Genomic DNA, 24,290 nt, shown 5'->3' on the forward strand with positions numbered 1-24,290 from the left:
CCTACCTCTGCCCCAGCGGCGCGTCCGGCCACCAGCGTTCCAACAGCGCCGATCCCGAGTCGCCGCCGGAGACCCGGAGACGGCAGAAGTTGCGGTCGGGATCGTCGAAGATCGCGTCGAGTCGGCCCATCGGGAAGCCGTCGGTGGTCGTGATGGTTCCCCAGCGCACCTTGCCCGTGTCCGAGCCGCGGCTCCACCGCTGCTCACCCTCGACGACGATGTCGGCGGTGTATCCGGCGATCTCGGCGCGGTCGGCCCGGCAGATCACCGTCACCAGCTCGGCGGGGTCGCGGTCGCCGAGGCAGGACACCCCACCGACCGCGGCCTGCTGGTCCATGGGAAGCAGGTTGCCGTCGTTGTCGGCGTGCACGCAGTCGTGCATGTCCTGGTAGCCGACGGCCGCCGGGGCGACGGGCAGCAGGCGCGGGAGCGCCTCGGCCGCCATGGCCGCCGCGCCCCACGCCGCGGAATTCGTGGCGACGCCGGTGGGCTCGGCGATCGTGGACTCGGCATCGTCGTCGGAGCCGACCGTCAGCGAAAGAACAACTGCCACAACGACTGTCACCGAGGATGCCGCACCGGCGAGCCACCAGGACCGACGTGACGGTCGCGCGACGGGCGCGCACGCGGCGCGTGCCGCCGCGGCCAGCGCTCCACAGCTTTGATAGCGCTGCGCCGGGTCCTTGGCCAGCGCGGTGGCGATCACCGCGTCCAACGCGGCGGGTACCCGGCTGTGCACGGCCGAGGGGCGCGGTGGCGGCTCGGACAGGTGCGCGTACATCACCGCGGCCGGACTGCTGCGGGGAAAGGGAACCTCGCCGGTGAGCAGCTGGTACAGCGTGCACCCCAGCGAATACACGTCGGCACGGTGATCGACGGGGTCGCCGCTGATCAGTTCGGGTGCGGCATAGGCCAGGGTGGCGGTGAAACCCACGTCCTCGGACAGGGTTCCGTCACCGTCGGCCGCCCGCGCGATGCCGAAGTCGGTGACCAGCACCCGGTCCGGCTCGCCGGGTTCGGAGGTGAGCAGCAGGTTCGCGGGCTTGACGTCGCGGTGTTGCAGGCCTACCCGGTGGATCTCGTCGAGACCGTCGGCGGCTTCGGCCAGGATCCGCAGCGCGCGCTCGACCGGGAGGGCGCCCTCGCGCCGGAGCAGCTCCGCGACGTCGCCGCCGTCGACGAACTGCATGGCGATCCACAGCTGATCCTCGTGTTCGCCGCGGTCGCGCACCGCGACCACATTCGGATGCTGCAGCCGCACCGCGACTTCGGCCTCGCGCAGGAATCGCGCGCGGAACTCCGCGTCGCCCGCGTGCCGGTCGGACAGGATCTTCAACGCGTCGTTGCGGGGCAGCCGGGGATGGCGGGCCAGGAAGACCTCGCCCATGCCGCCCGCGCCGAGCCGCCGCTCGATCCGGTATCCGGCGAATTCCGTGTCGTCCGAGACCGTCACCGGCGCTGCCCTCCTGTTGCCACCCGATCAGAACGGCGCATTCGGCCACCACCGGTCGTAGAGGTCCTGGCCCGTCTTGCCGCCGCCGACGACCACCATGCAGAAGTTGCGGGTCGGTTCGTCGAAGGAGATGCCGATCGTGCCGATGTCGCCGCTGGCGAGCGCCAGGGTGGACCAGGTGATCCGGCCGCGCCCGGTCGACCGATTCCAGGTCTGGTCGCCGAGGATCACGACCCCCGGCTCGTCCACCAGGCTGTAGGGGCTGCGGTTCGTCGAACACTCCACGTAGACATCGCGAACGGGGTTCTCGTCGCCGGTGCACGTGATGCGGGCGATGGGGTCGGGCATCACGTCGAGATCGGCTTGCCGGGTGATACCGTCCTCACCCCTGACGATGGCGGCGCACCGGATGCCCTGATGCCCTGTGCGTGTCGGTGTGGCGGGCAGCAGCTGGGGAAACGCGTCGACGATGAAGGAATAGCGACCCCAGGTCACCCCGGCGGCTGTGGTCGGTGCGGCGGGACCGGCCGCCGGGTCGCTGCGGTCGCGGGTGAGCACCACCGCGACGGTCGCCGCCGCGACGAGGGTGAGGACCGCTGCCGCGGTCGCGCCGTATCGCAGCGCTCGATGCGGTTGTCGCGCAGGCTGGTTCACCGAGGTGTCGGCCGACGGTGACGCGATCGGCGCGGCCACGGGCGACGGCAGCGGTGGCGGAGCGGACGCCACCACGGTCTGCTCCACCGCGATGCCGAACGCCGCCGCCGTGGCCGCCGCCAGTGCGCCACAGGAGGAATAGCGCTCCTCCGGATTCTTCGCCATGGCACGCGCGAGGACCGCGTCGATCGCGGTCGGCAGGTCCGGCCGGATCGCGGTGGCCTTCGGCGGCGGCGCCATCAGGTGCGCCTGCATCACCGCGACGACCGAGTCGCGGGGGAACGGCTTCGCGCCGGTGAGGAGTTCGAACAGCGTGCAGCCGAGGGCGTACACATCGGCGCGGTGATCCACCCGCCGCTCGGTCAGCAGTTCCGGCGCGGCGTAGGCCAGGGTCGCCACGACCGTTCCGACCGCGGTCAGCGCGGTACCGTCACCGGCCGCCCTGGCGATGCCGAAATCCGCCACGAGCACCCGATCCGGTGCGTCGTCGACGGGTTCGAGCAGGATGTTGGCCGGTTTCACGTCGCGGTGCAGCAGGCCGTTGCGGTGCGCTTCGTCCAGGCCGCGGGCAGTCTCGGTGACGATGTGCACGGCCTGCTCGGGCGGCAGCGCCGACGCACGGCGCAGCAGCGCGGCCACGTCGGTGCCGTCGACGAATTCCATCGCGATCCACAACCGGCCGTCCTCGACGCCGCGGTCGTACACCGAGACGATGTTCGGATGGTCCAGCCGCGCGGTCAGTTCGGCCTCACGCAGGAAACGCGCGTGGAATTCCGTACCGGCACCGGCGTTCTCGGGCAGCACCTTGAGCGCGTCGCGGCGCGGCAGTCGCGGATGCGCGGCCACGTACACCGTGCCCATGCCGCCGGCGCCGAGCGCGCGCTCGATCCGGTACCCGGCGAAAAGCGTTTCTGGGGAAAGTGTTCCGGTCATCGGCGCTACTCGCTGTTCACCAGCAGCGCGTACTGCGCCGCCGCTCGATGGTGCACGTCCTGGTAGTCGCGGCTGAAGACCACCGCGACGTAGCGGCCGTACCGGAGGCGGCAGCTGAACCGGGTCATCGGCGTGGTGCCGCTCGGTTTCTCCCGGCAGTTGATGTCGACCATGCCCGCAGGCGGTGGCACCGAGTCCTTCGGATCGTCCTGCTGCAGGCCCGAGAAGAAGGTGGACGCCGTCGCAGCGTCGGCGAAGCGCAGCAGCCGGTCGAACCGGTTGAGGCCGGTCAATTCGGGGACCTCGGGGGCCGGGCTGTGGAAGTGGCCCGCACGCGGACCGAGGACGATCCCGTGTGGCTGCACCAGGCTGTCCCAGCCCGCGGTTTCCGCCAATTCGGAGGTGATCACCACCGGATACGGCCAGCGCCCCGGTGCTTCCGGCACCATGCGGCCCAGCATGCCGTCGCGGTCGAGCGGAAGGTCGGCGAACGCCGCGGGCGGTGTGAGTTCGACATCGCGCAGCAAAGGCCGCTGCTCGGTGAAGGCCTTGCCCGCCATCGTCGTCAGCACGCCGAGATCAGGGGTGGTGTGCCCGGCGAGCACGGTGACGACGAAGGAGTCGACGGCCATCGTCGCCGCCAGCGTCGGCACCGACGGGCGCCAGTGCGCCCGCGCCGTCGGGTGGTCCGGAATCGTGACCGCGACGTTGTCGGGGCTCACCGCCGCGTCGGCGGAGTCGAGCTCGGTCGCCGCCTGGCGTGCGGCGTCGGCGTCGGGGAAACGCAGCAGGGTGATCTGCACGATCCGGCCAGTCCCGATCGCGAACTGGCGAGTGTCGCTCGCGCCGACGGTGAATCCGGCGAGCATCCCGTGTCGTTCCAGCACCTCACGGGCCGGATTCGCCAGCAGCGTCACGGCTTTCGCCGGTGTGGGCAGCGGGTCAGAGCCCGATCGGGTGCGGGGGACGTTCAGCGCGGGATCGACCCGAGCGGGATTCGCGACGAACTCGCCGATCCGCACCGACTCGACCACCCGGCCGTAGTGCTCGGTGCCGCGTTCGGGCGCGGCGAGCGGATACCGGCTGTACGGGCCCACGTCGAGCGTCGCCGGGTCGGGCACTGGCATCGGATCGCCGGTCACCGCGCAGCCGGTGAGGGCCGTGAGGACGACGCCGAGGGCGAGGGACATACGTGCGAGTCTCACAGCGGCGCCTCCGGCCACCAGGCGGCGCGCAGTTCGGCGCCGGTGCGCGCCCCTGTCACGACGATGTAGCAGAAGCTGCGATCGGGATCGTCGAAGTACAGACGCAGATAGCCGGTCAACTGGGTCGGTTTGTAGCGATCGAAATACGTTCCCCAGTGCAGGGTTCCGTGACTCGACCGCCTGCTCCACTGTTCGTCGCCCTCGGCGCGATCATAGGTGGGCGGCGGCGCGATCGGCGTGCGGTCGGCATTGCAGACCACATCGATCGTCCTGGCCGGCTCGCTGTTGCCGAAGCACAGGATCCGGCCGACCGGCACATAGACGTCGACGGAAACGTTCTTCATTCGCTCGTCGATCGGATTGCAGCCCCACATCTCCTGATACCCCGCCCCGAACTGCCAGGCGGGCAGCAGCTCCGGAAACGCTTGCACCACATACGTGTACGCACCCCACGACACTGCGTCCACACTCGTCTGCGGGCCGAGGGGAATCGTGGCGGGCGAGTGCTCGCCGCCCGTGCGGCTCACTCCGAGAATCGCCGCGGTGGCAGCGAGCAAGACGACGGCGGCCGCGGCGCCCAACGCCAGCCGCCTGCGCCGCACCGGCGGGCGGGTGACGGCGGTGAGCCGCACCGTCCCCTCCGCCGCGGCCCGCACCGCCGCGGCCAGCGCGCCGCAGGACTGATAGCGCTCGTCGGGATTCTTGGCGAGCGCGGTCGCGATCACCGTGTCGAAACCCGGTGGGAGCCCGGTCGTGTCGAGCTTCGGCGGGGGCTCGTGCAGATGGGCGTACATCACCGCCGCGGGGTTGTCGCGGGGGAACGGCACCGATCCGGTGAGCAGTTCGTGGAGCACGCAGCCCAGCGCGTAGACGTCGGCGCGGTGGTCCACCGCCGTGCCGTTGATCTGCTCGGGGGCGGCGTAGGCGAGGGTGGCGCTGATCCCCGGACCGGTCGAGGCGGTCGGCGCGTCGGCGGGCCTGGCGATTCCGAAGTCGGTGACGAGGACCCGGTCGGGGCGGCCGTCCTGTTCGGCGACAAGGATATTCGCGGGTTTCACGTCCCGGTGCAGCACGCCCTTGCGGTGCAGGGTGTCGAGACCCTTCGCCACCTCGGTGACGATCCGGACCGTCCGGTCCAGCGGCAGTGCGGCCGGACCGCGCCGGATCAGCTGCGCGAGATCGACACCGTCGACGTACTGCATCGCGATCCACAGCCGGCCGTCGTGCTGACCGCGATCGCGCACCGCGACCAGATTCGGGTGGTTGAGCCGGGCCGCGATCGTGGCCTCGCGCAGGAAGCGTTCCCGGAACACCGGGTCGCCGGTGAGCGCGTCGGACAGGATCTTCAGCGCGTCCTTGCGGGGGAGTCGCGGATGCTGGGCCAGGTAGACCGTGCCCATCCCGCCCATGCCGAGGCGTCGCTCGAGGCGATACCCGGCGAAATTCATGCCCTCAGAAACAATCAACCGTCATGCTTCCCGAACCGATCAGCGCCGGGACCCTTCCGGCGCGTGCCGGCCGCTGGGCGCGGTCGCGCGGGAGCGCCACCGAGCCGGAGACCCGGCCGACGGCCCGACTATAACTCGAGGCGCTAGCCGAGGTAGGCGGCCGTGAGGGGGACAGCGTCGGCGATGTGCTCGGCATGGATCGGCGCGAGAATCGGCGTGAACTCCCAGCTCCCCTGCGTGGCATGCAGTTTGCCGATGACGAGGCCGGTGTGCGAAGCGGCGTCGGCGAGATCGAAGCGCACCATCTCGATGCCGGTGACATTGTCGACGACCCGGCAGAAGCCGTTCTCGATCTGGCCGAAGCGCTGCCCGGTGTAACAGCTCACCAGGAAGACGATGGTGGTGATCGCGGGGTCGATCCTGGTGAGGTCGACCACGATCGCCTCGTTGTCACCGTCCCCGTCGCCGGTGACACTGTCGCCGAGGTGGCGAACCGTGCCGTCGCGCGAGGTCAGTTGCTCGTGGTAGGCGACATCGACGAAGTCGGGTCCGGTGAACAGCAGGGCGGCGGCGTTGAGATCGATGTCCTTCTTTGCGCCGACGAGGAGTCCCTCGGGGTTGGCGGGATCCCACCCCAGGCCCATCGTGACGTGCTCGAGCGGCGGTCGGTGCTGGGGGACAGATCCGGTCATGCCTTGTGAAGATGCCGTAAAGACGGCGGCGCGGGCAAATGCGGTGGGTGCCGCGAATATGAGCCAATTCACGGTCCCGCGCCCGGTTGTCTGACCGATTCGCTATTGCCGAGATGATTGAATCAATTCCTATCGGACACTCGCGTGTCATTTTTCGTTCATCTATGTGAAGGAATTGTCAACGATTCGGCTCGGCGCGAATTTTTGGGTCGTGAACCGTGGATCATGCGGCCTCGCTATGATGTTGCCCGATTCGAGGTTTACTTTTCGGCAGGCGTGCGGCGTGCGGGTATCTCCCGTAAACCGTGATCGCTGTGGATTCGCCCGACTTGTCGGTCGTGTTGCGATGTGTTAATAATTCCTCGCCGGGGGATTCGATATTCCGGGCCGCGAGAACCGGTGAATATCGCCTCGCGATGCGTCATCTTGATGAGGAGAAATTCTGTGAGCAAGTTCCGTGTGGTCGGTGCTGCCGTCGTCGTCGCGACGGGTCTGATGCTGGGTGCCGCGGGCACCGCCGCCGCGGCCGATGCCCCGAGCACCGCTTCCGCCGAGGCCTTCAGCGGTAGCGCGAGCTACCCGGTGAAGCCGACCGCCACCACTCCGGCGCCGAGCACCGCGTCCGCGGAGTTCTTCACCGGTCTGGGTTCGGGCAGTGCGGCCCCGGCGCCGGCGCCGGTCGCCGATGCCCCCAGCACCGCCTCCGCCGAGGCCTTCAGCGGTAGCGCGAGCTACCCGGTGAAGCCGACCGCCACCACCCCGGCGCCGAGCACCGCCTCCGCGGAGTTCTTCACCGGCCTCGGTTCGGGCAGTGCGGCCCCGGCGCCGGCCGCCTGACCGTCGAACAGACCTGCCGCCGCCGGGAGTCGTTCCCCGGCGGCGGTTTTCGTCTCAGTGCCCGGCGGCGACGAGCCGGTGGTCGGCCTCGAGTACCAGCCAGCCGCTGAGCTGCACGGACAGGTCGCGGCTGAGATTCGCCGAGGCGGCGGCCGAGGAGGCCATGAGCTGTAGCGAGCCGGGGGAGTGCGGCGCGGTCACCGGACGGGTCCAGTCCGCGCCGAACAGCGGCAACCCCGTCACCTCGGCCCGGTTGTCCCAGGCCGCCCGCGCGGAGGCGTGGACGATCCGGGCCGCCGTCCGATCGCCCAGCGCGAGTGCGGCTTCGGCGAGATAGCGGGCGAGGATTCCCATGAACAGCCCGGAGTCGTTGTCGGTGGCCGCGGCGATCACCCCGTCGTGGGTGAGCCGCTCGGCGACCGCGCCGATCAGGGCGTGGGCGCGATCGCGATACACCGGATCGCCGGTGCGCACCGCCAGTTCGGTGTCGAGGCCGATGGTCACGCCCTGGCAGTAGGTGTGGACGGTGCGGTGCAGCCGTCCACCCGGCTCGTTCACGCCGTCGAGGATCAAGCCGGTCTCGGCGTCGCGCAGGCGGGTGTGCAGGAAGTCGGCCAGCTCGACGGCGCGCGGTAGCTCGCCGAGGCGGGCCAGCGCGATGCCGGTCGGGCCGATGGCGGGGGTGTTGTAGTAGGGCTCGTCGATGCGCCACGGAACGGCGCCGACCTCGGGGTTCCAGCCGTCGTACAGCGCCGCGCGCAGGTCGGCGATCGCGTCGTCGAACCGGACGCCGAGCAACCGCTGCGCGCGTTCGAGCGCCAGGGCCAGCCAGGCCATGTCGTCGTAGTACCGGTTGGTCCAGCCGGTGACGTTGCGGATGCGGATCCCGTTGGCCAGTGCGACGACCCGATGCAGGCGCGCGGGCGTGCGCTCGCGGTGTGCGGCGTCGATCGCGCAGTCGAGCAGATGCGCCTGCCACCAGTAGCACCAGCGGCCGAAGGACTGGTCGATCAGCGTCGCTGGCCAGACGAGCAGGCCCAGCTGCCGCCGCGAGCCGCCCCACAGCGAACGCACGTGCCGCGCCACGATCGCCCGTTCCGCCAGCCCAGCGCGTCCGGCGGCGTCCGCCGGTCCGGTGCGGGTGATCGGTCTGATCGAACCGGCGGGCATCGGCTGCGCCAGCCCGGCCACCGCGATCGCCGCACCGGCCGCGAACAGCACGCTCCGCCTGCTGACCCCACCGTTCGTGACCCCACCGCTCGCGCGATCCATCGCCCCTGGCACTCCTCTCCGCGCCCACAGGGTTCCCGGTGGGGATGGCCGGCGGTTGAATAGCGCCGGTTCACCGTGGAAACGTTCGGCGGGGCGCGGAGCGCGGTGCGGGCGGTCCGGGGCGGAAGACCCCCGAACAGAACAGTCCCCGGTAGTCTCCATCGATTCCGGGAGCTTCAGTCGTCGCTGACAGCTCCGGCACTCGACTGGCTTGCCGGGGGCTTGGCCAGATCCTGGAAAAGCGTCTCAGCGGTCGACGGACGTCTCCCTCGGCTGTGTGACCCGTTCCCGGTGTTCTGGTATGTCTCCAGTCTGCTCCTGTTCCGGCCGCTGTCAAGACCCATGGGCACGGAAATCGGGACCGAATTTCGGGCGTTGTGCCGACGGTGCGCAGGGAGGACAGTGGGTATGTCCGGTGGCGTCCACCGGGGGCGCCGCCCTTCCCGAACAGGAGGTGGCCTGTGTACGCACGTTCGAGCACGATCACGGCCGAGCCGTCGTCGATCGACAGTGGGATCGCGTACCTCCGCAACGAGGTGATGCCGCGGCTGTCCGAGATCGACGGGTGGGTGGGCATGTCCCTGATGGTGAACAGGGCGACGGGGCGCTGCATCGCCTCGACCGCGTGGGAAACCGAGGACGCGATGCGTTCCAGCAGGCTGGCCGTGCAACCCGTGCGCGACGGCCTGGCCCATGCCCTCAACGGGCAGACCGAACAGATCGATGAATGGGACGTCGCGGTGATGCACCGCGACCACCTGGCCGGGGCACGCGCCTGCACGCGGTGCACCTGGGTGCAGGTCGATCCGGGCGGCATCGACCGCATGATCGACACGTTCAAGCACACGTTGCTGCCGAAGCTGGAACAGATGGAGGGGTTCCGGAGCGCGAGCCTGTTCGTCGACCGGTCGACCGGCCGCGCGGTGGGCTCGACCGTGTGGTCGAGCATCGAGGAACTCGAGAGCAGCCGTCAGCAGACCGACCAGCTCAGGGCGGCGGTGGTCCGCGAGGTGGGCGCCGACGTCGTCGAGGTGGCCGAGTTCCGGCTCGGCTTCGCGCACCTGCGCGTCCCCGAACTGGTCTGATACCGAACGCTATTCCGCCGGCTCGATCGGGGCCGGCGGGGTGGCGCCGAGTCCCTTCGCCGCGGCGGCGGCGCGGATCGCGTCGACGACGAGCAGCAGCGCCGCCCTGCGCCCGGTGTTGGTGCGATAGGCCAGCGACACCGTGCGGGTGAGGATGTCGCCGAGGGCGACGATGTCCACCCCCGGCGGGCGCAGGGCGAGCCCGAGATCGGAGACCAGCGTCACGCCGAGCCCGGCCGCCGCCATCGCCATCGCGGTGGCCTGCTCCTCCACCTCGTGATCGATCCGCGGCGCGATCCCGGCGGACTGGAACGCCAGGCGGGCCGAGTTGCCGAAATGCGAGCGGGCAGGCGCCAGGATCCACGGGTACTCGGCCAGTTCGGCCAGCGTCACCCGCGTTGTCGGCACCGCACCGGCCGGAACGGCCGCGTGGATCCGCTCCACCGCGATCACCGCGCGTTCCAGGCCGTGATCCCAGGTCATGGGGGAGTTGGAGTAGTCGAGCGCGAAGGACAGATCGAGGGCGCCGTCGCGGACCGCGGCCGCGGTCGCCTCCGGCGCGAGTTCCCTGGTGCGCACCAGGATTCCGGGGTGGGTGCGGGCCAGCGCGGTGAGCGCGTCGGGGAGCAAGCCGGAGGCCACCGACGCCCACACGCCCGCGGTCAGCGACGCCGTCACCGATTCGCCCGACTCCTCGAGCGCCTGGGTGGCGCGCTCGACGAGGGCCAGGATCTCCTCGGCGTGCTCGGCGAGCAGGACCCCGCGGTCGGTGAGTTGCACGCGGCGGCCGCGCCGTTCGAGCAGCCGGGTGCCGACATCGCGTTCGAGCTGCGCGAGCTGCTGGGACACCGCCGACGCGGTGTAGTGCAGCGCCGACGCCGCGGCCGTGATCGTCCCGCGTCGGTGCAGCTCGCGCAACATGCGCAGGCGGGGCAGCGACAGGTCCATGGGATCGAGCGTATGCGTTGTGCAGCAATGCTGAACACCGCCGTGAACGAACCGTAAATAGACGCGCGCGCGGATGCGGCCGCAGGCTGGTGACACGAGCCCGAAGAGGAGGTTGTCGCCGTGACGATGATGCAGAACTCACCTGGGGGTACCCCGCAGGTGACCGCGCAAACCACTCCGACGATTCCCGCGGCCACCCGCCCCGAGCCGTATCTGCGCCTGCACTGGACGGATTCGAGCACCGGGGCGGTCGGCTACCTCGTGGTGCACACCCTGCGTTCGGGCCTGGCGACCGGCGGCACCAGGATGCGCGCGGGCTGCAGGCTGAGCGAGGTCGAGGATCTGGCGCGCGGCATGGCCGACAAGACGGCTACCTTCGACCTGCCGGTGGGCGGGGCCAAGGGCGGCATCGATTTCGACCCCAAGGATCCGCGGGCGGTCGAGGTGCTCGAACGCTACTGCGAGGCGATGCGGCCGTGGCTCGACACGCACTGGGTCACCGCGGAAGACCTCGGCGTTCCGCAGCATCTCATCGACGCGGTGTTCGACAAGCTCGGCCTCGGCCAGAGCTATCACGCCGCGATCCGCCGCTCGGCCGATCCCGCGGCGACGCTGCGCAGGGTGCGCGCCGGGCTCGACGCCGCGGTCGAGGGCGGATTCCTGCTCGGCGACGTCATCGGCGGCTACGGCGTGGCGCACGCCTGTCTCGCCGCGGCCGTCTCCTGGGGGCGGGCGCCCGCCGCGACCACCGTCGCGATCCAGGGGATCGGCACGATGGGCGGGTCGGCCGCCTACTACCTGCACGAGGCCGGGATGACGGTCACCACCATCGCCGACGCCGCGGGCACCCTGCACCGCGCCGAGGGCCTCGACATCCCCACGCTGCTCGCGCTGCGCGATGCCTACGGCGAGATCGACCGCTCCCGGCTGCCCGCGGGCATCGAGCAGCTGCCGCGCGCCGCGATCATCGCCGCAGACGTGGACATCCTTGTCCCCGCGGCCATTTCGTACGCGCTCACCCCGGACAACTCCTACGACGTGCGCGCCCGCATCGTCGTCGAGGCCGCGAACGCCGCCACCACGCCGGAAGCCGAGGCCATGCTCGCCGCGCGCGGCATCGCGGTGCTGCCGGATTTCGTGGCCAACGCGGGCGCCGTCGCCTGGGCCTGGTGGCTGCTGCTCGGCGAGGTGGACGACACGCCGCAGACCTCGTTCGACCGTCTGCGCGTCATCATGCACACCAAGGTCGCGCAGCTGTTGAGCGCCTGGACCGAGCAGCGCGTGACCCCGCGCGACACCGCCCGGCGCTGGACCGAGACCCCCGCCGCGCCGAGCGGTCCTGTCGTCATCCCCTGACCGATCAGCGGAAGACGTCCGTCCCGACGACCGAGAGCAGCCGCAGCTTCTCGGCGCTCGCACTGCCGGGTGTCGCCGTGTAGACCAGCAGCAGATGCGCCTCGACGGGATCGAGCAGGGACTGGCAGTTCAGGTCCAGCGCGCCGACCTCGGGATGCCGGAACCGCTTGACCTCGTGCGGACGGACCCCCACCTCGTGGGTGTGCCACAGGGCCCGGAACTCCGCGGACTCGGCGAGCAGCAGGTCGGCGTAGCGCGCGGCGCGGGAATCGGGGCCGCGGCGAGTGGTGACCTCGCGGAGCCCGGACACGAACATCCGCGACAGGAACGGGTGGTCGGCCGGCTCGTAGCGGTCGCGTTCGGCGGGGTCGGTGAACCAGCGGTAGCCGATGCTGCGCGCGGGACCGGTGAATCGGGTGGTGTCGCCGGTGAGGGCGATGCCGAGCGGTGTCTGGCGCAGCGTCTCGCCGAGTTCGGTGACGATCTCGGCCGGGGTGTCGTGCAGCCGGTCCAGAATCCGCAGCAGGCCGGGGCTGATGTGCTCGCCGCTGGCGCCGCGCGCGGGCGGGGTGTGGCCCGCGAGGCGGAACAGATGGTCGCGTTCGTCGAGCGACAGGTGCAGGCCCTGGGCGATGGCGGCGGTCATCTGTTCGGAGGGTTGCGGTCCGCGTTCCTGCTCGATGCGCGCGTAATAGTCGGTCGACATGTGACACAGCACCGCGACCTCCTCCCGGCGCAACCCCGTCGTGCGGCGGCGTTGCCCGCGCGGCAGCCCGACGTCCTCGGGCTGCAGTGATTCCCGGCGTCGTTTGAGGAACTCGGCCAGTCCGGCCCGATCGATCATCGGCGTTCCACCCTTTCCCGGCTCTGGTTCGGTTCTACCGTCCGGACCAGGACGTATCCACGGACAGGTAGTCCCTGGATCGCGCTTCCCGCAGCGACGATCGTCGATGGTGAGCCAAGCACGCCGAGGCGAACAAGGAGAAGTGACATGCCACGTCGGCCACTCGACATCACCGTCCCCGACCTCAGCGGCACACGCGCCGTGGTCACCGGCGCCAGCGACGGCATGGGCGTCGGCATCGCGGCGCGTCTGGCCGCCGCGGGCGCCGACCTCGTCCTGCCGGTGCGCAACCAGCGCAAGGGGGCTGCGGCCCGCGAGGAGATCCTGCGGTCGACACCCGGCGCGCGGGTGTCGCTGCGGGAACTCGACCTGTCGTCGCTGGCCTCCGTCGCGGCGCTCGGGGCGAGCCTGCTGGCCGAGGATCTCCCGATCCATCTGCTGATCAACAACGCAGGCGTGATGACCCCACCGGACCGGCAGGTCACCGCCGACGGCTACGAATTGCAGTTCGGTACCAACCATCTCGGCCACTTCGCCCTCGTCGGGCACCTGCTGCCGCTGCTGCGCGCCGGACGGGCCAGGGTCACCTCCCAGGTCAGCGTCGCGGCGAACCGGAACGGGATCAACTGGGACGACCTGAACTGGGAGCGGTCCTACGACGGCATGCGCGCCTACAGCCAATCCAAGATCGCCCTCGGCCTGTTCGGGCTCGAGCTCGCCCGGCGCAGCCGCGCCGAGGGCTGGGGCATCACCAGCAATCTCGCCCACCCCGGCGTCGCGCCGACGAGCCTGCTCGCCGCCCGGCCCGAGGTCGGTCGCGCGCGGGACACCGCCGGGGTGAAGCTCATCCGCTGGTTGTCCGCGCGCGGCCTCGTCGTCGGCACCGTCGAGTCGGCGGCGCTGCCCGCGCTCTACGCCGCCACCTCGCCCGCCGCCGAATCCGAGCGCTGCTACGGACCCAGCGGCCCCGGCCACCTCGGCGGCCCGCCCGCCGAACAGCAGCTCTACCGCCGCCTGCGCGATCCCGAGGCGGCCCGCCGCATGTGGCGGATCTCCGAAGAGCTCACCGACACCCGCATCAACGCCTGACGCCGTTCCAATCGTCCAAGACCGGCGCCGGATTCCGGTCGTAGCGTCGCTTCATGACTACTACGCCTGACCAGCTGACCGATCGTGAACTCGTGGCGACGCTCGACGAGTGGATGGCGGCCATCGTCGCCAACGACGCCGACCGCATCGGCGCGTTCATGGCCGAGGAGTGGATCATGGTCTCCGAGAACGGGATCGCCACGGCCGAACGATTCCTCGGACTCGTGCGCTCGGGCGAACTCACCCACTCGGCGATGCGGCGCGTCGGCGACGCCCGCGTCCGCTACCACGGCGACCTCGCCCTGCTGACCACCCGCGCCACCAACACCGCCCACTACCTGGGCACCCGGTTCGACGCCGACGAATGGACCACCGACGTGTTCACCCACGCCGCCGGCCGCTGGCTGTGCCTGCTCACCCAGATCACCGCGGCGAAACCCGGGTGAGCCCTAGCGGTACTCGGGGTTCTCGAAATCGAAGCGACAGCCCGCGTCCCACTCCGATCGCTGGTTGCCGTGCGCGGGAATCCCGCCGTTGTCCTTCAGCGCGCGGGCCAGATGCATCAGGTTCCACGTCATGAAAGTGGTGTTGCGGTTGGTGAAGTCGTTCTCGGGACCACCCGAGCCGGGGTCGAGGTAGGACGGACCCGGCCCCGCCTCGCCGATCCAGCCGGCGTCGGCCTGCGGCGGGATGGTGTAGCCCAGATGCTGCAGGCTGTAAAGGATGTTCATGGCGCAGTGTTTGACGCCGTCCTCGTTGCCGGTGATCAGGCAGCCGCCGACGCGACCGTAGTAGGCGTACTGCCCGTGTTCGTTGAGGATCGAGGAGTTGCCGTAGAGGCGCTCGATCACCCGTTTGGTGACAGAACTGTTGTCGCCCAACCAGATCGGGCCGGCCAGCACCAGAATATCGGCCGCCATCACCCGCTCCTGCAGCGCCGGCCACTCGTCGGTGGCCCAGCCGTGCTCGGTCATATCGGGCCAGACCCCGGTGGCGATGTCGTGGTCGACGGCCCGCAGGTGCGACACCCGCACCCCGTTCCTGGCCATGATCCCGGCACTCACCTCGATGAGCCCCTGCGTATTGCTCGGCTCGGGGGAGCGCTTGAGTGTGCAGTTGATGAACAGCGCGCGCAGATCGTCGAATCGAGTCATGACAGCCAGTGTCCGCCGACTTCGTCACGAATCCAGGCAGGTGAGGACCTCGGTGGCGGCGCGGTCGCCGGAGCGGACGGCGCCGTCCATGTAGCCGTTCCAGACCGTCGCGGTCTCCGCGCCCGCCCAGTGGATGCGCCCCACCGGTTCCGACAGCGCCGCACCGTACTGGGTCCAGACGCCGGCGCCGAGGCGGCCGCCGTAACAGCCGCGCGTGTACTCCTCCGCCATCCAGTTCCGCTCGACGTAGTCGCTCGGTTCGGCGGCGGCCGGGCCGAACAACTCCGTCAGCTCCGCGACGGCGGCGGCTTTGCGCTTGTCGACGCTCCAGCTGCCCGCGGTCCGCGCGTGCGCGCCCTCGAAGAACCCGACCAGCACGCCGCACGAGCCGTCCGGCGGGGAGTTGTCCAGCGTCACGCTCAACGCTCCGTCGAGATTGAACGCGAAGCCACTGAGCCCCGTCGTCCGCCAGAACGGCGCCGGGTAGGCGACCTGGATCTTGATCACCGAGCCCATCGGCATCTGCTGGGTGAGTCCGTCCCTGGCCGCGGGCAAGGCGGGCTCGTAGCGCAGTCGACCGGCCAGTGCGGGCGGGATGGCCACGATCACCCGCTCGGCCGTGATCGTGCCGCTCGCGCAGGTCACCCTGACCTCGTCGGCGTCCTGGGCGATCCCGAACACCGGCGCGCCGAGAGTGACGACATCGTCGCCCAGTTCCGCGGCGAGCCGCTCGGAGATCTGGTGCGTGCCGCCGACCACGCGCAGCTCCTGCGCGCCGCCGGTGACCCCGACGAGGATGTCGAGCGTGCCCGCGGACTTGACGTAGAACAGGAAGTGCAGCAGCGACAGCTCCGCGGGTTCGGCCGAGAACAGCGCGGGTACCACCGCGTTCCAGAAGGCCAGCGCTTCCGCGTCGGCGGTGTTGGCGCGCAGCCATTCGTCGAGGGTGCGGCGGTCGAGGTCGGCCGCGGCCTGCGAGGTCCACGGCGTCGACAGCGACACCGTCTCGGCGAGCGCCGCGAGTTCGGCCCGCAGGCGGCCCACTTCCACTGCCCCCGTCTCGGACAGGCCGAAGGTCTCGTCGCCGTAGCGGGTGCGGGTGCCTCGGTACAACGTCACCGCGTCACCGGTGTCGTAGGTGGGGAAGGTCGTCAGGCCGAGTTCGGCGACGAGGGCGAGGACCTCGGTCTGGGTCGTGCCGATCCATTGGCCGCCGAGCTCCACCGGCACGCCGTTGGTCAACGTGCCGCCCAGAGTGCGGCCCGCGACCCGGTCCCTGGCCTCGACCACCCGCACGGAGCGGCCCGCGGCCCGCAGCCGCCTGGCCGCGGTGAGGCCCGCGAGGCCGGCGCCCACCACGACTACATCAACATCGGTCATGCTCGATCCTTCGTCCGAAAAAGTCAGTCGGTTGTATGACTGTAATCTAGGTCGCCGGAGCGGTCTGTGCAAGAGTTGTCCGGACGTTCGCGCATCAGTCAGACGAGGAGCGACCCGTGGTTTACGTCAAAGCGAGCGAGCGCGAGGAGCAGATCATCGCGGCCGCGATCAAGGTGCTCAGCGACGTCGGGGTACCCGCCGCCACGCTGCGCGCGGTCGCGGCCGAGGCGGGGGTGCCGCTCGGCACCCTGCAGTACGTCTTCCCGAGCAAGGATCAGCTGCTGCGCGCCGTCATCGCGACGGTCGTCGAGGAGATCTCCTGGACGCTGCGCGCGGGCCTGGAACTGGACCGCGGCGTCGAGCACGCGCTGCGGCACGGGGTGACGAGCTTCTGGGAGAAGCTGGTGACACATCGGATCGGCTTGCAGATCATGCAGTACGAATTGCTGGCGTATTCCCTGCGCAGCGAGACCGCCGCGCCGCTGGCCCGGCTGCAGTACGACCGCTACTGCGCGGTGGTCACCGAATTCTGTGAGCAGGCCGCCCAGGCCGCGGGCGAGCGGTGCGCCGTCGGATTCGACACGCTCGGACGGCTCGTGCTCGCTCAGATCGACGGGCTGATCTTGCAGCACGTCGCGAACCCGGACGCCGCGCGCGCCCGGCGCGACCTCGACAACGCCGTGGACATGCTGGTGCTGTTCGCCGATCCGCAGCGGGTGGCGCGCGGATCGAGGCGGCCGGCGGCGACCGGGTAGTCCGCGGGCTGTTGCCTTCTCTGCCGCTTTCGCTCTATCGTGAGTAATACAGTCGTATGACTTTATTCGGCGCCATCGGAATGAGACGAAATGACCGAGCAGACAGTGAACGATCCGCCCACCGTTCCCGTGATCGTGGTGGGCGCCGGAGTGGCCGGGCTGGTCGCCGCCAGGGAACTGCGCCTGCGTGGCATCGAGGTCCTCGTCCTCGAATCCGCCGAGCGCCCCGGCGGACGGACGCTGGCCGAGACCACCGTCCTCGGCTCGCGGGTCGACCTGGGTGGGCAATGGATCGGCCGCGGGCACCACCGTGCCGAGGCGCTGGCCGCCGAACTCGGTCTCACCGTGTTCCCGATGCGGACGCCGACCCGGCCCCGGATCGTCGACGGCACCGCGACGGTGGGACTTCGGGAACCGGCCGTCCCGGTGGCGACCGCGGTGCTACTGCTGTGGGAGGCCCTCGCCCGGTTCGGCGCTCCGCGCAGGCTGACCGCGCACAGCGTGGGTTCCCTGCTGCGGCGCGTGCCGGGCGGACGGGCGCGCCGATTGCTCGAGGTGCTCGTCTCGGAGGCGACCACCGCCGACCTGGACCGGTTCTCGATGCACGCGCTCCTGGCGATGGTCCGTTACCAGGGCGGCCTCGCGGGAATGCTGTCCAGCGCGGGTGGGGCGCAGGAGAACCTGGTGGTCCAGGGGTTGGGAACCGTCGCCGAGCGACTCGCCGCCGAGCTCGGCGATCGGGTGATGTTCGACAGTCCCGTCACCGCCCTGCATCGTGACGACACCGGCGTCACGGTCCGTTCCGCGTCGGGCGCGCACCGGGCCGAGCGGGTGATCGTCACCGTCGCGCCGCCGACGGCCGCCGCGATCGACCATCGCCCGCCGTTGCCCGCCGCGCGAATCCGGTTGCAGGACAACACTCGCATGGGATCGGTGTACAAGGCGATCGCCGTCTACGACCGTCCGTTCTGGCGCGACCGTGGCGACGCCGAGGCGCTCTCGCTCAGCGTGCCCGGCGCCGCGGTGTTCGACACCTCGCCGCCGGAAGGCCCCGGCCACCTGTGCTTCCTCGTCGGCGGGGTGGAGGCGCGTACGCTCGACGAGCTCGACGGCGACGCGCGCCGAGCCGCCGTCCTCGCGCCGTTCGCCGAGCATCTCGGGCCGGGTGTGCGAGAGCCGCTCGGCTGGCACGAGAAGTCCTGGCACCTGGACCCGCACGTCGGCGGCGGCTACACCGCGCTGCCCTGCCTTGGCGACGAGACGGGTTACTTCCCGATGCCCGCCGAGCCGCTGGGGCGCGTGCATTGGGCCGGTGCCGAGACCGCGTCCGCCCACGCGGGCTACGTCGAGGGCGCCATCGAGTCGGGGGAACGCGCGGCCCGCGAAGTCGCCGCGTTCCTGGCCCCGAATTCCACTGACCGGTAAATGCTTGACTGATTCCAGAAAGCGGAGAACACTGCGAGCGTGCCCACGGACACGGAGTTCCAGCAGCTGCTGCGAAGCGTGTCGCTGCGCGTGACCGCGCCGCGGATCGCGGTGCTGAGCGCTGTGCACGAGCGGCCGCACGCCGACACCGATTCCATCATCCGCGCCGTGCGCTCCCGCCTGTCCGTGGTCTCGCACCAGGCCGTCTACGACTCGCTCCGGGCGCTCACCGCGGCCGGTCTGCTGCGGTGCATCCAGCCCAAGGGACACGTGGCCCGCTACGAATCGCGGGTCGGCGACAACCACCACCATGTCATCTGCCGCGCGTGCGGGGTGATCGCCGATGTCGACTGCCAGGTCGGCCCGGCGCCCTGTCTGACCGCTTCCGACGACCATGGCTTCGTGATCGATGAAGCCGAGGTCATCTACTGGGGCCTGTGCCCCGACTGTTCGCAGCCCGAACATCCCGTCCAGGAAGGAATATCGTGACCTCCGATAGCCGCCCACCCACTCCTGACACCGACACCCGCAGCACCAGCGAGAGCGAGAACCCGGCGATCCCCTCGCCGACGCCCGACACCGACCGCCGGCCCCACTCGAACAAGGACTGGTGGCCCGAGCAGATCGATGTCTCGGTGCTGCACGCGCACTCGTCCAAGTCCAACCCGCTGGGCGAGGACTTCGACTACGCGCAGGAATTCGCGAAGCTCGACGTCGAAGCGCTCAAGGCCGACGTGGCCGCGGTCCTGACCGATTCGCAGGACTGGTGGCCCGCCGACTACGGCAACTACGGCGGCCTGTTCATCCGGATGAGCTGGCACGCCGCGGGCACCTACCGCATCGCCGACGGGCGCGGCGGCGGCGGGCAGGGCTCGCAGCGCTTCGCCCCGCTCAACAGCTGGCCCGACAACGCCAATCTCGACAAGGCCCGCAGGCTGCTGTGGCCGGTGAAGCAGAAGTACGGCAACGCGATCTCGTGGGCCGACCTGCTGGTCTTCGCCGGCAACGTCGCCCTGGAGTCGATGGGCTTCCAGACCTTCGGCTTCGGCTTCGGCCGCCCCGACATCTGGGAGCCCGAGGAGGTCTTCTGGGGTCCGGAGGACACCTGGCTCGGCGACGAACGCTACAGCGGCGACCGCGAGCTGTCCGGCCCGCTCGGCGCGGTCCAGATGGGCCTGATCTACGTGAACCCGGAGGGCCCCAACGGCAGGCCCGATCCGGTGGCCGCCGCGCGCGACATCCGCGAGACGTTCGGCCGGATGGCCATGAACGACGAGGAGACCGCCGCGCTGATCGTCGGCGGACACAGCTTCGGCAAGACCCACGGCGCCGGTGACGCGGCGGCCGTCGGCCCCGAGCCCGAGGCCGCCCCGCTCGAGCAGCAGGGTCTCGGCTGGAAGAGCACCTACGGCGAGGGCAAGGGCAAGGACGCCATCACCAGCGGCCTGGAAGTGGTGTGGACCGCCACGCCCACCCGGTGGAGCAACGGCTTCTTGCAGAACCTGTACGGCTTCGAATGGGAGCTCACCAAGAGCCCCGCCGGCGCTTGGCAGTGGAAGCCGAAGGACGGCGCGGGCGAAGGCCTCATCCCCGACCCGTTCGGTGGGCCCGGCCGCACCCCGACGATGCTGACCACCGACCTCTCGCTGCGCGAGGACCCGATCTACCGCGAGATCACCAGCCGCTGGCTGGACCACCCCGAGGAGCTCGCCGAGGCGTTCGCCAAGGCGTGGTACAAGCTGCTGCACCGCGACATGGGCCCGGTCAGCCGCTACCTCGGCCCGTGGGTGCCCGAGCCGCAGCTGTGGCAGGACCCGGTCCCGGTCGTGGATCACCCGCTCGTCGACGAGCAGGACGTCGCCGGGCTCAAGACCACCGTCCTCGACTCCGGGCTGACCGTCCCGCAGCTGGTCAAGACCGCGTGGGCGGCCGCGGCCAGCTTCCGCAGCACCGACAAGCGCGGTGGTGCCAACGGCGCCAGGCTCCGGCTCGAGCCCCAACGCGGGTGGGAGGTCAACGAGCCCGCCGAGCTGGCGAAGGTGCTGCCCGTGCTCGAGCGGATCCAGCAGGACTTCAACGCTTCGGCGGCCGGTGGCAAGAAGATCTCGCTGGCCGACCTGATCGTGCTCGCCGGTTCGGCGGCGGTCGAGAAGGCGGCGGCCGACGCGGGCTACAAGGTCACCGTGCCGTTCGCGCCCGGTCGCACCGACGCCACCCAGGAGAACACCGACGTGGAGTCGTTCGCCGTGCTCGAACCGCGCGCCGACGGCTTCCGCAACTACGTGCGCCCCGGCGAGAAGGCTCCGCTCGAGCGGCTGCTGCTCGATCGCGCGTACATGCTCGACGTGACCGCACCGCAGCTGACGGTGCTGGTCGGCGGGTTGCGCGCGCTCGGCGCCAACTACGGCGGCACCGCGCACGGCGTGTTCACCGACCGGCCCGGCGTGCTGACCAACGACTTCTTCGTCAATCTGCTCGATCAGAACACCGAGTGGAAGCCGTCGGAGTCGGCGGAGAACGTCTACGAGGGCACCGACCGCAGCACCGGCGCGAAGCGCTGGACGGCCACGGCCAATGACCTGGTCTTCGGCTCGCACTCGGTGCTGCGCGCCGTCGCCGAGGTCTACGGCCAGCGCGACGCGGGGGAGAAGTTCGTCAACGACTTCGTCGCCGCGTGGGTCAAGGTCCTCGACAACGACCGGTTCGACCTGCGCTGAACCACGACGGCAGCCCCGGCCGGTACACCGGCCGGGGCTGCCGCGTTTTCGTTTGGATCGCCGTGGCCGGGTATGCGCCGCACATGACATCCTTCTGGTCGACCGATGCCGTGCTGCCCGCCCGCCTGCCGCTGACCGACGACATCGAGGTCGACACCGTCGTCATCGGCGCCGGACTCGTCGGCCTGACCAGCGCCCTGCTCCTGGCCGAACGGGGCAGGTCGGTCGCGGTGCTCGAAGCCCGCCGCGTGGGTGCCGTCACCACCGGTGCGTCGAGCGCGAAGATCTCCCTGCTGCAGGGCACCCGCGCCCAGGCGATCGCGAATCGGCACGGTACCAGGGCACTGTCGCGCTACCTGGCGGCCAATCGCGCCGGGTTCGACTGGCTGCTGGAATTCTGTGCCGCCCACGAGATCTCGGCCCAGCGCGTCCCCGCCATCACCTATGCGCAGCAACCGCGCGAATCCGCCGCTGTCCGTGCCGAATTCGAGGCGACGAGGGCGGTCGGCCTGCCCACCCAGCTGGTGGACGAACTGGACGTGCCCTTCCCCGCGCACGGCGGAGTGCGACTGCCGGAGCAGGCGCAGGTCGACCCCGTCGCGGTGCTCGCGGCGCTGGCGGCCGATGTCGAGGCCAACGGCGCGCCGATCTTCGAATCGACACGCGCGCACCGCCTTCGGCACGAGGGCGAGCGGGTGGTGGTGGTCACCGACAACGGGCAGGTGACGGCATCGAACGTGATCGTCGCGACCGGGTCGCCCGTCTTCGATCGGCGCGGGCTGGCCGCGCGGCTGGTCCCGGAGCGGTCCTATCTCGCCGCGTTCGACGTGCCGGGCCAGGTGCCGGAGGAGATGTTCCTCAGCGCGGGTTCGCCGACGCGGTCGCTGCGCTGGGCGCCGACCGAGACCGGCCGGGTGCTGCTGGTCGGCGGCAGCGGCCACGTGGTCGGCCGGGCCGACGGCGAGGCCAGGCATGTCGCGGAGCTGGTGAACTGGGCGCACCGCTGGTTCCCCGGCGCCGAACTGCTGGACCGCTGGTCGGCGCAGGACTATCACCCGATCGGCGAGCTGCCGTATGTGGGGCCGGTGGGTCCCGGCGGTGACCGGGTGCGGTGCGCGACCGGTTTCGCGAAGTGGGGGATGACCAACGGGGTGGCCGCCGCGCTGACGCTGGTCGGCCGCATCACCGGCACGCCGCCCGAATGGGCGCGGGTCTACGACACCTGGCGGCCCGGCGTGGTGGGTACCCTGCGCGCGGGCGCGGAGGCGAATGCCACGGTGGCATGGCATCTTTCGGCCGGCTGGCTGCACGCGGTCGAGGGCGGCCCGCGTCTGCCGCCGCGCGAAGGCGAGGGCCGGGTCGAGCGGCACGGGCTGCACCCGACCGCGATCTGCACCGTCGACGGCCGCACCGACGCGGTCTCGCCGGTGTGCACACACCTGTGGGGCATCGTGAACTGGAACGACGCCGAGAAGACCTGGGACTGCCCCCTGCACGGCTCCCGTTTCGCGCCGGACGGCTCGGTGCTCGAGGGTCCGGCGACGGCGCCGCTGGCGCCCCGCGAGCCCTAGACGCTGTTTCGGACCACGGTCACGAGGTATCGCCACGGTGTGACCGCCCGACGGTCACAGGCTTCGTGACCACATCGTCGAAGGAGGATTCATGGTTTCGCGGGACATCATCGCGCAGTGGCGGCAGGACATCACGACCGCCGACGATGCCGGTGACGGGGCAACGGCTCAGCGACTCCGCGGGGAGTTCTCGACCGCGGTCGCGAGCAAGGATCGGGATCACGACCTGCGCCGCTTCGTCGAGACCTGCCTGAGCAACGCCGTGCGGATGGAACAGTTCGCCGCCGACGCGGACCGCGCGGGTGACAGCGAGGTGGCCGAGTTCTTCCGCCGGGCCCGGCACGAGAGCCACAAGGGCGCCGAGCAGGGCGAGGCGCTGCTGCGCCGGCGGTTGACCGGCGACTAGGCCACCGGTCACCCGCGGCCGATCGCGAGATCCGCGAGCCGCGCCAGCGACTCCTTGTTCCGAGGTGTCAGCAGCAGCGACTGGGCGGCGTGCGGGATCAGCCGCCCCGGCCCGCCCACAGCCTCCTCACTCATGAGGACCTGGCACGAATTCGGACCGGTCGCGCGCAGGTCGAGCCGGACCACAGCCGTGCCGAGCGGCCATAGCCGGGCATGGAGTTCGATGCTCCACGGCGGATCGACGGCCCGCACCTCCGTCGTGTCCTGGATGGTCAGCGGCCACGGCCCGACACTGTGGTGGATGCGGGCGCCGACCTGGGGCCAGGTGTCGTCCACCTCGCGGATATGGGAGGCGCCGACCACCCAACCCGCGTAGGACCACCCGTCGGCGATCACCGCGAAGACGTCGTCTGCCGACGCGCGGATCGTGCTCGTCACCTGGACCATGTCGTCTCCTCTCGGCGGAAGGTCACTGCGCGTGCACCGCGGGCATACCCCCTCCGATCACCGCGAATCCGCCGGGCCCGCGGCCCCGTTTCACCGCAGGCATCAGGGGTAGTGCGCACCGACGTGAGTATCGATACGGGAAGGAGCAGGCGATGGGACCGCACCCGAGGAGAACACCGGAGTCGACGACGAGTCGACGACCCTGGACCGCAGCGAGGAGACCGACGAGGACCAGTTGCGCCAGGACCCGCTCGAGGGCGCGATGGACCCGCCCGAGCACTGGACCGGAACCACCCGCTACGGGATGACGCCCCGCGAGGAGTCCCAGCCCCGCCCCCTGGACGAGCGGCTGGCGGAGGAGGAACCCGACGTGGTTCCCGGCTCCGCGCCGCAGGCACCGGGCTCCGCCCCCGCCGACATCGATACCGAGGGAGTCCCGGCGCCCCCCGCGCCCGGCTACGAGGAAGACCTCGGCATCTCGGCCGACGTGGCAGGCGGCTCGGTGCCGTCCCGGATACGTCATCCCGAGCCGCCCGACTGACCAGCGCCAGCCACTCGGGCCCGGCACACTGGTGCCGGGTCCGGGTCGGTGCCTTTCACACCGCGGGTCAATACAATCG

At 70.7% G+C, this 24,290-nt stretch carries 23 protein-coding genes; 12 read left to right on the plus strand and 11 right to left on the minus strand.

Annotated elements, in window-relative coordinates; all coding sequences use genetic code 11:
- Nucleotide 1: 1 nt before the first annotated feature.
- The 5 genes from AB0H56_RS06235 to AB0H56_RS06255 form a co-directional block, all read right to left on the minus strand.
- Complete coding sequence (locus AB0H56_RS06235) at nucleotides 2–1,453, minus strand: serine/threonine-protein kinase (RefSeq protein ID WP_357158047.1); 1,452 nt, start codon at nucleotides 1,451–1,453, stop codon at nucleotides 2–4.
- A gap of 27 nt (nucleotides 1,454–1,480) precedes the next feature.
- On the minus strand, nucleotides 1,481–3,040 hold the full coding sequence (locus AB0H56_RS06240) for a serine/threonine-protein kinase (protein WP_357158050.1): 1,560 nt from the start codon (nucleotides 3,038–3,040) through the stop codon (nucleotides 1,481–1,483).
- A gap of 5 nt (nucleotides 3,041–3,045) precedes the next feature.
- Complete coding sequence (locus tag AB0H56_RS06245) at nucleotides 3,046–4,245, minus strand: hypothetical protein (protein ID WP_357158053.1); 1,200 nt, start codon at nucleotides 4,243–4,245, stop codon at nucleotides 3,046–3,048.
- Nucleotides 4,242–5,711, minus strand: coding sequence for a serine/threonine-protein kinase (locus AB0H56_RS06250; protein WP_357158056.1), 1,470 nt, complete (start codon nucleotides 5,709–5,711; stop codon nucleotides 4,242–4,244). Before AB0H56_RS06250 ends, AB0H56_RS06245 begins: the two co-directional genes overlap by 4 nt.
- A gap of 125 nt (nucleotides 5,712–5,836) precedes the next feature.
- Nucleotides 5,837–6,385, minus strand: a complete 549-nt coding sequence (locus tag AB0H56_RS06255; protein ID WP_357158059.1) for a TerD family protein — start codon at nucleotides 6,383–6,385, stop codon at nucleotides 5,837–5,839.
- A 444-nt stretch (nucleotides 6,386–6,829) separates the two neighbouring features.
- Between AB0H56_RS06255 and AB0H56_RS06260 the strand changes: the two genes are divergently transcribed.
- Nucleotides 6,830–7,222 carry a hypothetical protein gene (locus tag AB0H56_RS06260; RefSeq protein WP_357158062.1) on the plus strand — a complete coding sequence of 131 codons (393 nt, stop codon included), beginning with the start codon at nucleotides 6,830–6,832 and terminating at the stop codon, nucleotides 7,220–7,222.
- A 54-nt stretch (nucleotides 7,223–7,276) separates the two neighbouring features.
- Here AB0H56_RS06260 and AB0H56_RS06265 read toward each other — a convergent pair whose 3' ends face one another.
- On the minus strand, nucleotides 7,277–8,494 hold the full coding sequence (locus AB0H56_RS06265; protein WP_357158065.1) for a glycoside hydrolase family 76 protein: 1,218 nt from the start codon (nucleotides 8,492–8,494) through the stop codon (nucleotides 7,277–7,279).
- A 461-nt stretch (nucleotides 8,495–8,955) separates the two neighbouring features.
- Between AB0H56_RS06265 and AB0H56_RS06270 the strand changes: the two genes are divergently transcribed.
- Nucleotides 8,956–9,579 carry a hypothetical protein gene (locus AB0H56_RS06270; RefSeq protein ID WP_357158068.1) on the plus strand — a complete coding sequence of 208 codons (624 nt, stop codon included), beginning with the start codon at nucleotides 8,956–8,958 and terminating at the stop codon, nucleotides 9,577–9,579.
- A 9-nt stretch (nucleotides 9,580–9,588) separates the two neighbouring features.
- Here AB0H56_RS06270 and AB0H56_RS06275 read toward each other — a convergent pair whose 3' ends face one another.
- On the minus strand, nucleotides 9,589–10,527 hold the full coding sequence (locus AB0H56_RS06275) for a LysR substrate-binding domain-containing protein (RefSeq protein WP_357158071.1): 939 nt from the start codon (nucleotides 10,525–10,527) through the stop codon (nucleotides 9,589–9,591).
- Nucleotides 10,528–10,686: 159 nt separating this feature from the next.
- On the opposite strand from AB0H56_RS06275, the gene AB0H56_RS06280 reads away from it, so the two are divergent.
- Entirely contained in the window at nucleotides 10,687–11,883 is a 1,197-nt protein-coding gene (locus AB0H56_RS06280; protein ID WP_357158074.1) for a Glu/Leu/Phe/Val dehydrogenase dimerization domain-containing protein, read from the plus strand.
- 4 nt (nucleotides 11,884–11,887) lie between these two features.
- On the opposite strand, the gene AB0H56_RS06285 is transcribed toward AB0H56_RS06280, so the two are convergent.
- Entirely contained in the window at nucleotides 11,888–12,727 is an 840-nt protein-coding gene (locus tag AB0H56_RS06285) for a helix-turn-helix transcriptional regulator (protein ID WP_357158077.1), read from the minus strand.
- Nucleotides 12,728–12,874: 147 nt separating this feature from the next.
- Here AB0H56_RS06285 and AB0H56_RS06290 point away from each other — a divergent pair, with 147 nt between their 5' ends.
- A complete protein-coding gene (locus AB0H56_RS06290) occupies nucleotides 12,875–13,816 on the plus strand; it encodes an SDR family oxidoreductase (protein ID WP_357158080.1) in 942 nt (313 codons plus the stop codon).
- A 53-nt stretch (nucleotides 13,817–13,869) separates the two neighbouring features.
- On the plus strand, nucleotides 13,870–14,262 hold the full coding sequence (locus AB0H56_RS06295) for a nuclear transport factor 2 family protein (protein ID WP_357158083.1): 393 nt from the start codon (nucleotides 13,870–13,872) through the stop codon (nucleotides 14,260–14,262).
- 3 nt (nucleotides 14,263–14,265) lie between these two features.
- On the opposite strand, the gene AB0H56_RS06300 is transcribed toward AB0H56_RS06295, so the two are convergent.
- Together AB0H56_RS06300 and AB0H56_RS06305 are read right to left on the minus strand one after the other, a co-directional pair.
- Nucleotides 14,266–14,970, minus strand: coding sequence for a flavodoxin family protein (locus AB0H56_RS06300; RefSeq protein WP_357158086.1), 705 nt, complete (start codon nucleotides 14,968–14,970; stop codon nucleotides 14,266–14,268).
- A 24-nt stretch (nucleotides 14,971–14,994) separates the two neighbouring features.
- Nucleotides 14,995–16,350: an FAD-dependent oxidoreductase gene (locus tag AB0H56_RS06305; RefSeq protein ID WP_357158089.1), complete on the minus strand. Its 1,356-nt coding sequence runs from the start codon at nucleotides 16,348–16,350 to the stop codon at nucleotides 14,995–14,997.
- Nucleotides 16,351–16,466: 116 nt separating this feature from the next.
- Between AB0H56_RS06305 and AB0H56_RS06310 the strand changes: the two genes are divergently transcribed.
- From AB0H56_RS06310 to AB0H56_RS06335, 6 genes are all read left to right on the plus strand, one after another.
- Complete coding sequence (locus tag AB0H56_RS06310) at nucleotides 16,467–17,105, plus strand: TetR/AcrR family transcriptional regulator (protein WP_357158092.1); 639 nt, start codon at nucleotides 16,467–16,469, stop codon at nucleotides 17,103–17,105.
- A gap of 90 nt (nucleotides 17,106–17,195) precedes the next feature.
- On the plus strand, nucleotides 17,196–18,530 hold the full coding sequence (locus tag AB0H56_RS06315; protein WP_357158095.1) for an FAD-dependent oxidoreductase: 1,335 nt from the start codon (nucleotides 17,196–17,198) through the stop codon (nucleotides 18,528–18,530).
- Nucleotides 18,531–18,569: 39 nt separating this feature from the next.
- Complete coding sequence (locus AB0H56_RS06320; protein WP_110041518.1) at nucleotides 18,570–19,019, plus strand: Fur family transcriptional regulator; 450 nt, start codon at nucleotides 18,570–18,572, stop codon at nucleotides 19,017–19,019.
- Entirely contained in the window at nucleotides 19,016–21,247 is a 2,232-nt protein-coding gene (gene katG / locus AB0H56_RS06325; RefSeq protein WP_357158099.1) for a catalase/peroxidase HPI, read from the plus strand. Before AB0H56_RS06320 ends, katG begins: the two co-directional genes overlap by 4 nt.
- Nucleotides 21,248–21,330: 83 nt before the next feature.
- Nucleotides 21,331–22,818, plus strand: coding sequence for an FAD-dependent oxidoreductase (locus AB0H56_RS06330; protein WP_357158102.1), 1,488 nt, complete (start codon nucleotides 21,331–21,333; stop codon nucleotides 22,816–22,818).
- A 226-nt stretch (nucleotides 22,819–23,044) separates the two neighbouring features.
- Nucleotides 23,045–23,224, plus strand: a complete 180-nt coding sequence (locus AB0H56_RS06335; protein WP_357159181.1) for a hypothetical protein — start codon at nucleotides 23,045–23,047, stop codon at nucleotides 23,222–23,224.
- A gap of 8 nt (nucleotides 23,225–23,232) precedes the next feature.
- Here the strand turns inward: AB0H56_RS06335 and AB0H56_RS06340 are convergent, their stop codons facing one another.
- Nucleotides 23,233–23,670, minus strand: coding sequence for an SRPBCC family protein (locus AB0H56_RS06340; RefSeq protein ID WP_357158105.1), 438 nt, complete (start codon nucleotides 23,668–23,670; stop codon nucleotides 23,233–23,235).
- 235 nt (nucleotides 23,671–23,905) lie between these two features.
- On the opposite strand from AB0H56_RS06340, the gene AB0H56_RS06345 reads away from it, so the two are divergent.
- Nucleotides 23,906–24,211, plus strand: a complete 306-nt coding sequence (locus AB0H56_RS06345; protein ID WP_357158108.1) for a hypothetical protein — start codon at nucleotides 23,906–23,908, stop codon at nucleotides 24,209–24,211.
- Nucleotides 24,212–24,290 lie beyond the last annotated feature (79 nt).

The sequence above is a fragment of the Nocardia sp. NPDC050717 genome, assembly GCF_040654275.1.
Classification (GTDB): domain Bacteria; phylum Actinomycetota; class Actinomycetes; order Mycobacteriales; family Mycobacteriaceae; genus Nocardia.

Bases quoted from the DNA above. Each gene is read 5' to 3' on its own strand.
- AB0H56_RS06240 (WP_357158050.1), bottom strand. From the start codon at position 3,040: ATGACCGGAACACTTTCCCCAGAAACGCTTTTCGCCGGGTACCGGATC.
- AB0H56_RS06330 (WP_357158102.1), top strand. From the start codon at position 21,331: ATGACATCCTTCTGGTCGACCGATGCCGTGCTGCCCGCCCGCCTGCCG.
- AB0H56_RS06275 (WP_357158071.1), bottom strand. From the start codon at position 10,527: ATGGACCTGTCGCTGCCCCGCCTGCGCATGTTGCGCGAGCTGCACCGA.
- AB0H56_RS06290 (WP_357158080.1), top strand. From the start codon at position 12,875: ATGCCACGTCGGCCACTCGACATCACCGTCCCCGACCTCAGCGGCACA.
- AB0H56_RS06315 (WP_357158095.1), top strand. From the start codon at position 17,196: ATGACCGAGCAGACAGTGAACGATCCGCCCACCGTTCCCGTGATCGTG.
- AB0H56_RS06265 (WP_357158065.1), bottom strand. From the start codon at position 8,494: ATGGATCGCGCGAGCGGTGGGGTCACGAACGGTGGGGTCAGCAGGCGG.
- AB0H56_RS06305 (WP_357158089.1), bottom strand. From the start codon at position 16,350: ATGACCGATGTTGATGTAGTCGTGGTGGGCGCCGGCCTCGCGGGCCTC.
- AB0H56_RS06285 (WP_357158077.1), bottom strand. From the start codon at position 12,727: ATGATCGATCGGGCCGGACTGGCCGAGTTCCTCAAACGACGCCGGGAA.
- AB0H56_RS06255 (WP_357158059.1), bottom strand. From the start codon at position 6,385: ATGACCGGATCTGTCCCCCAGCACCGACCGCCGCTCGAGCACGTCACG.
- AB0H56_RS06340 (WP_357158105.1), bottom strand. From the start codon at position 23,670: ATGGTCCAGGTGACGAGCACGATCCGCGCGTCGGCAGACGACGTCTTC.
- AB0H56_RS06300 (WP_357158086.1), bottom strand. From the start codon at position 14,970: ATGACTCGATTCGACGATCTGCGCGCGCTGTTCATCAACTGCACACTC.
- AB0H56_RS06295 (WP_357158083.1), top strand. From the start codon at position 13,870: ATGACTACTACGCCTGACCAGCTGACCGATCGTGAACTCGTGGCGACG.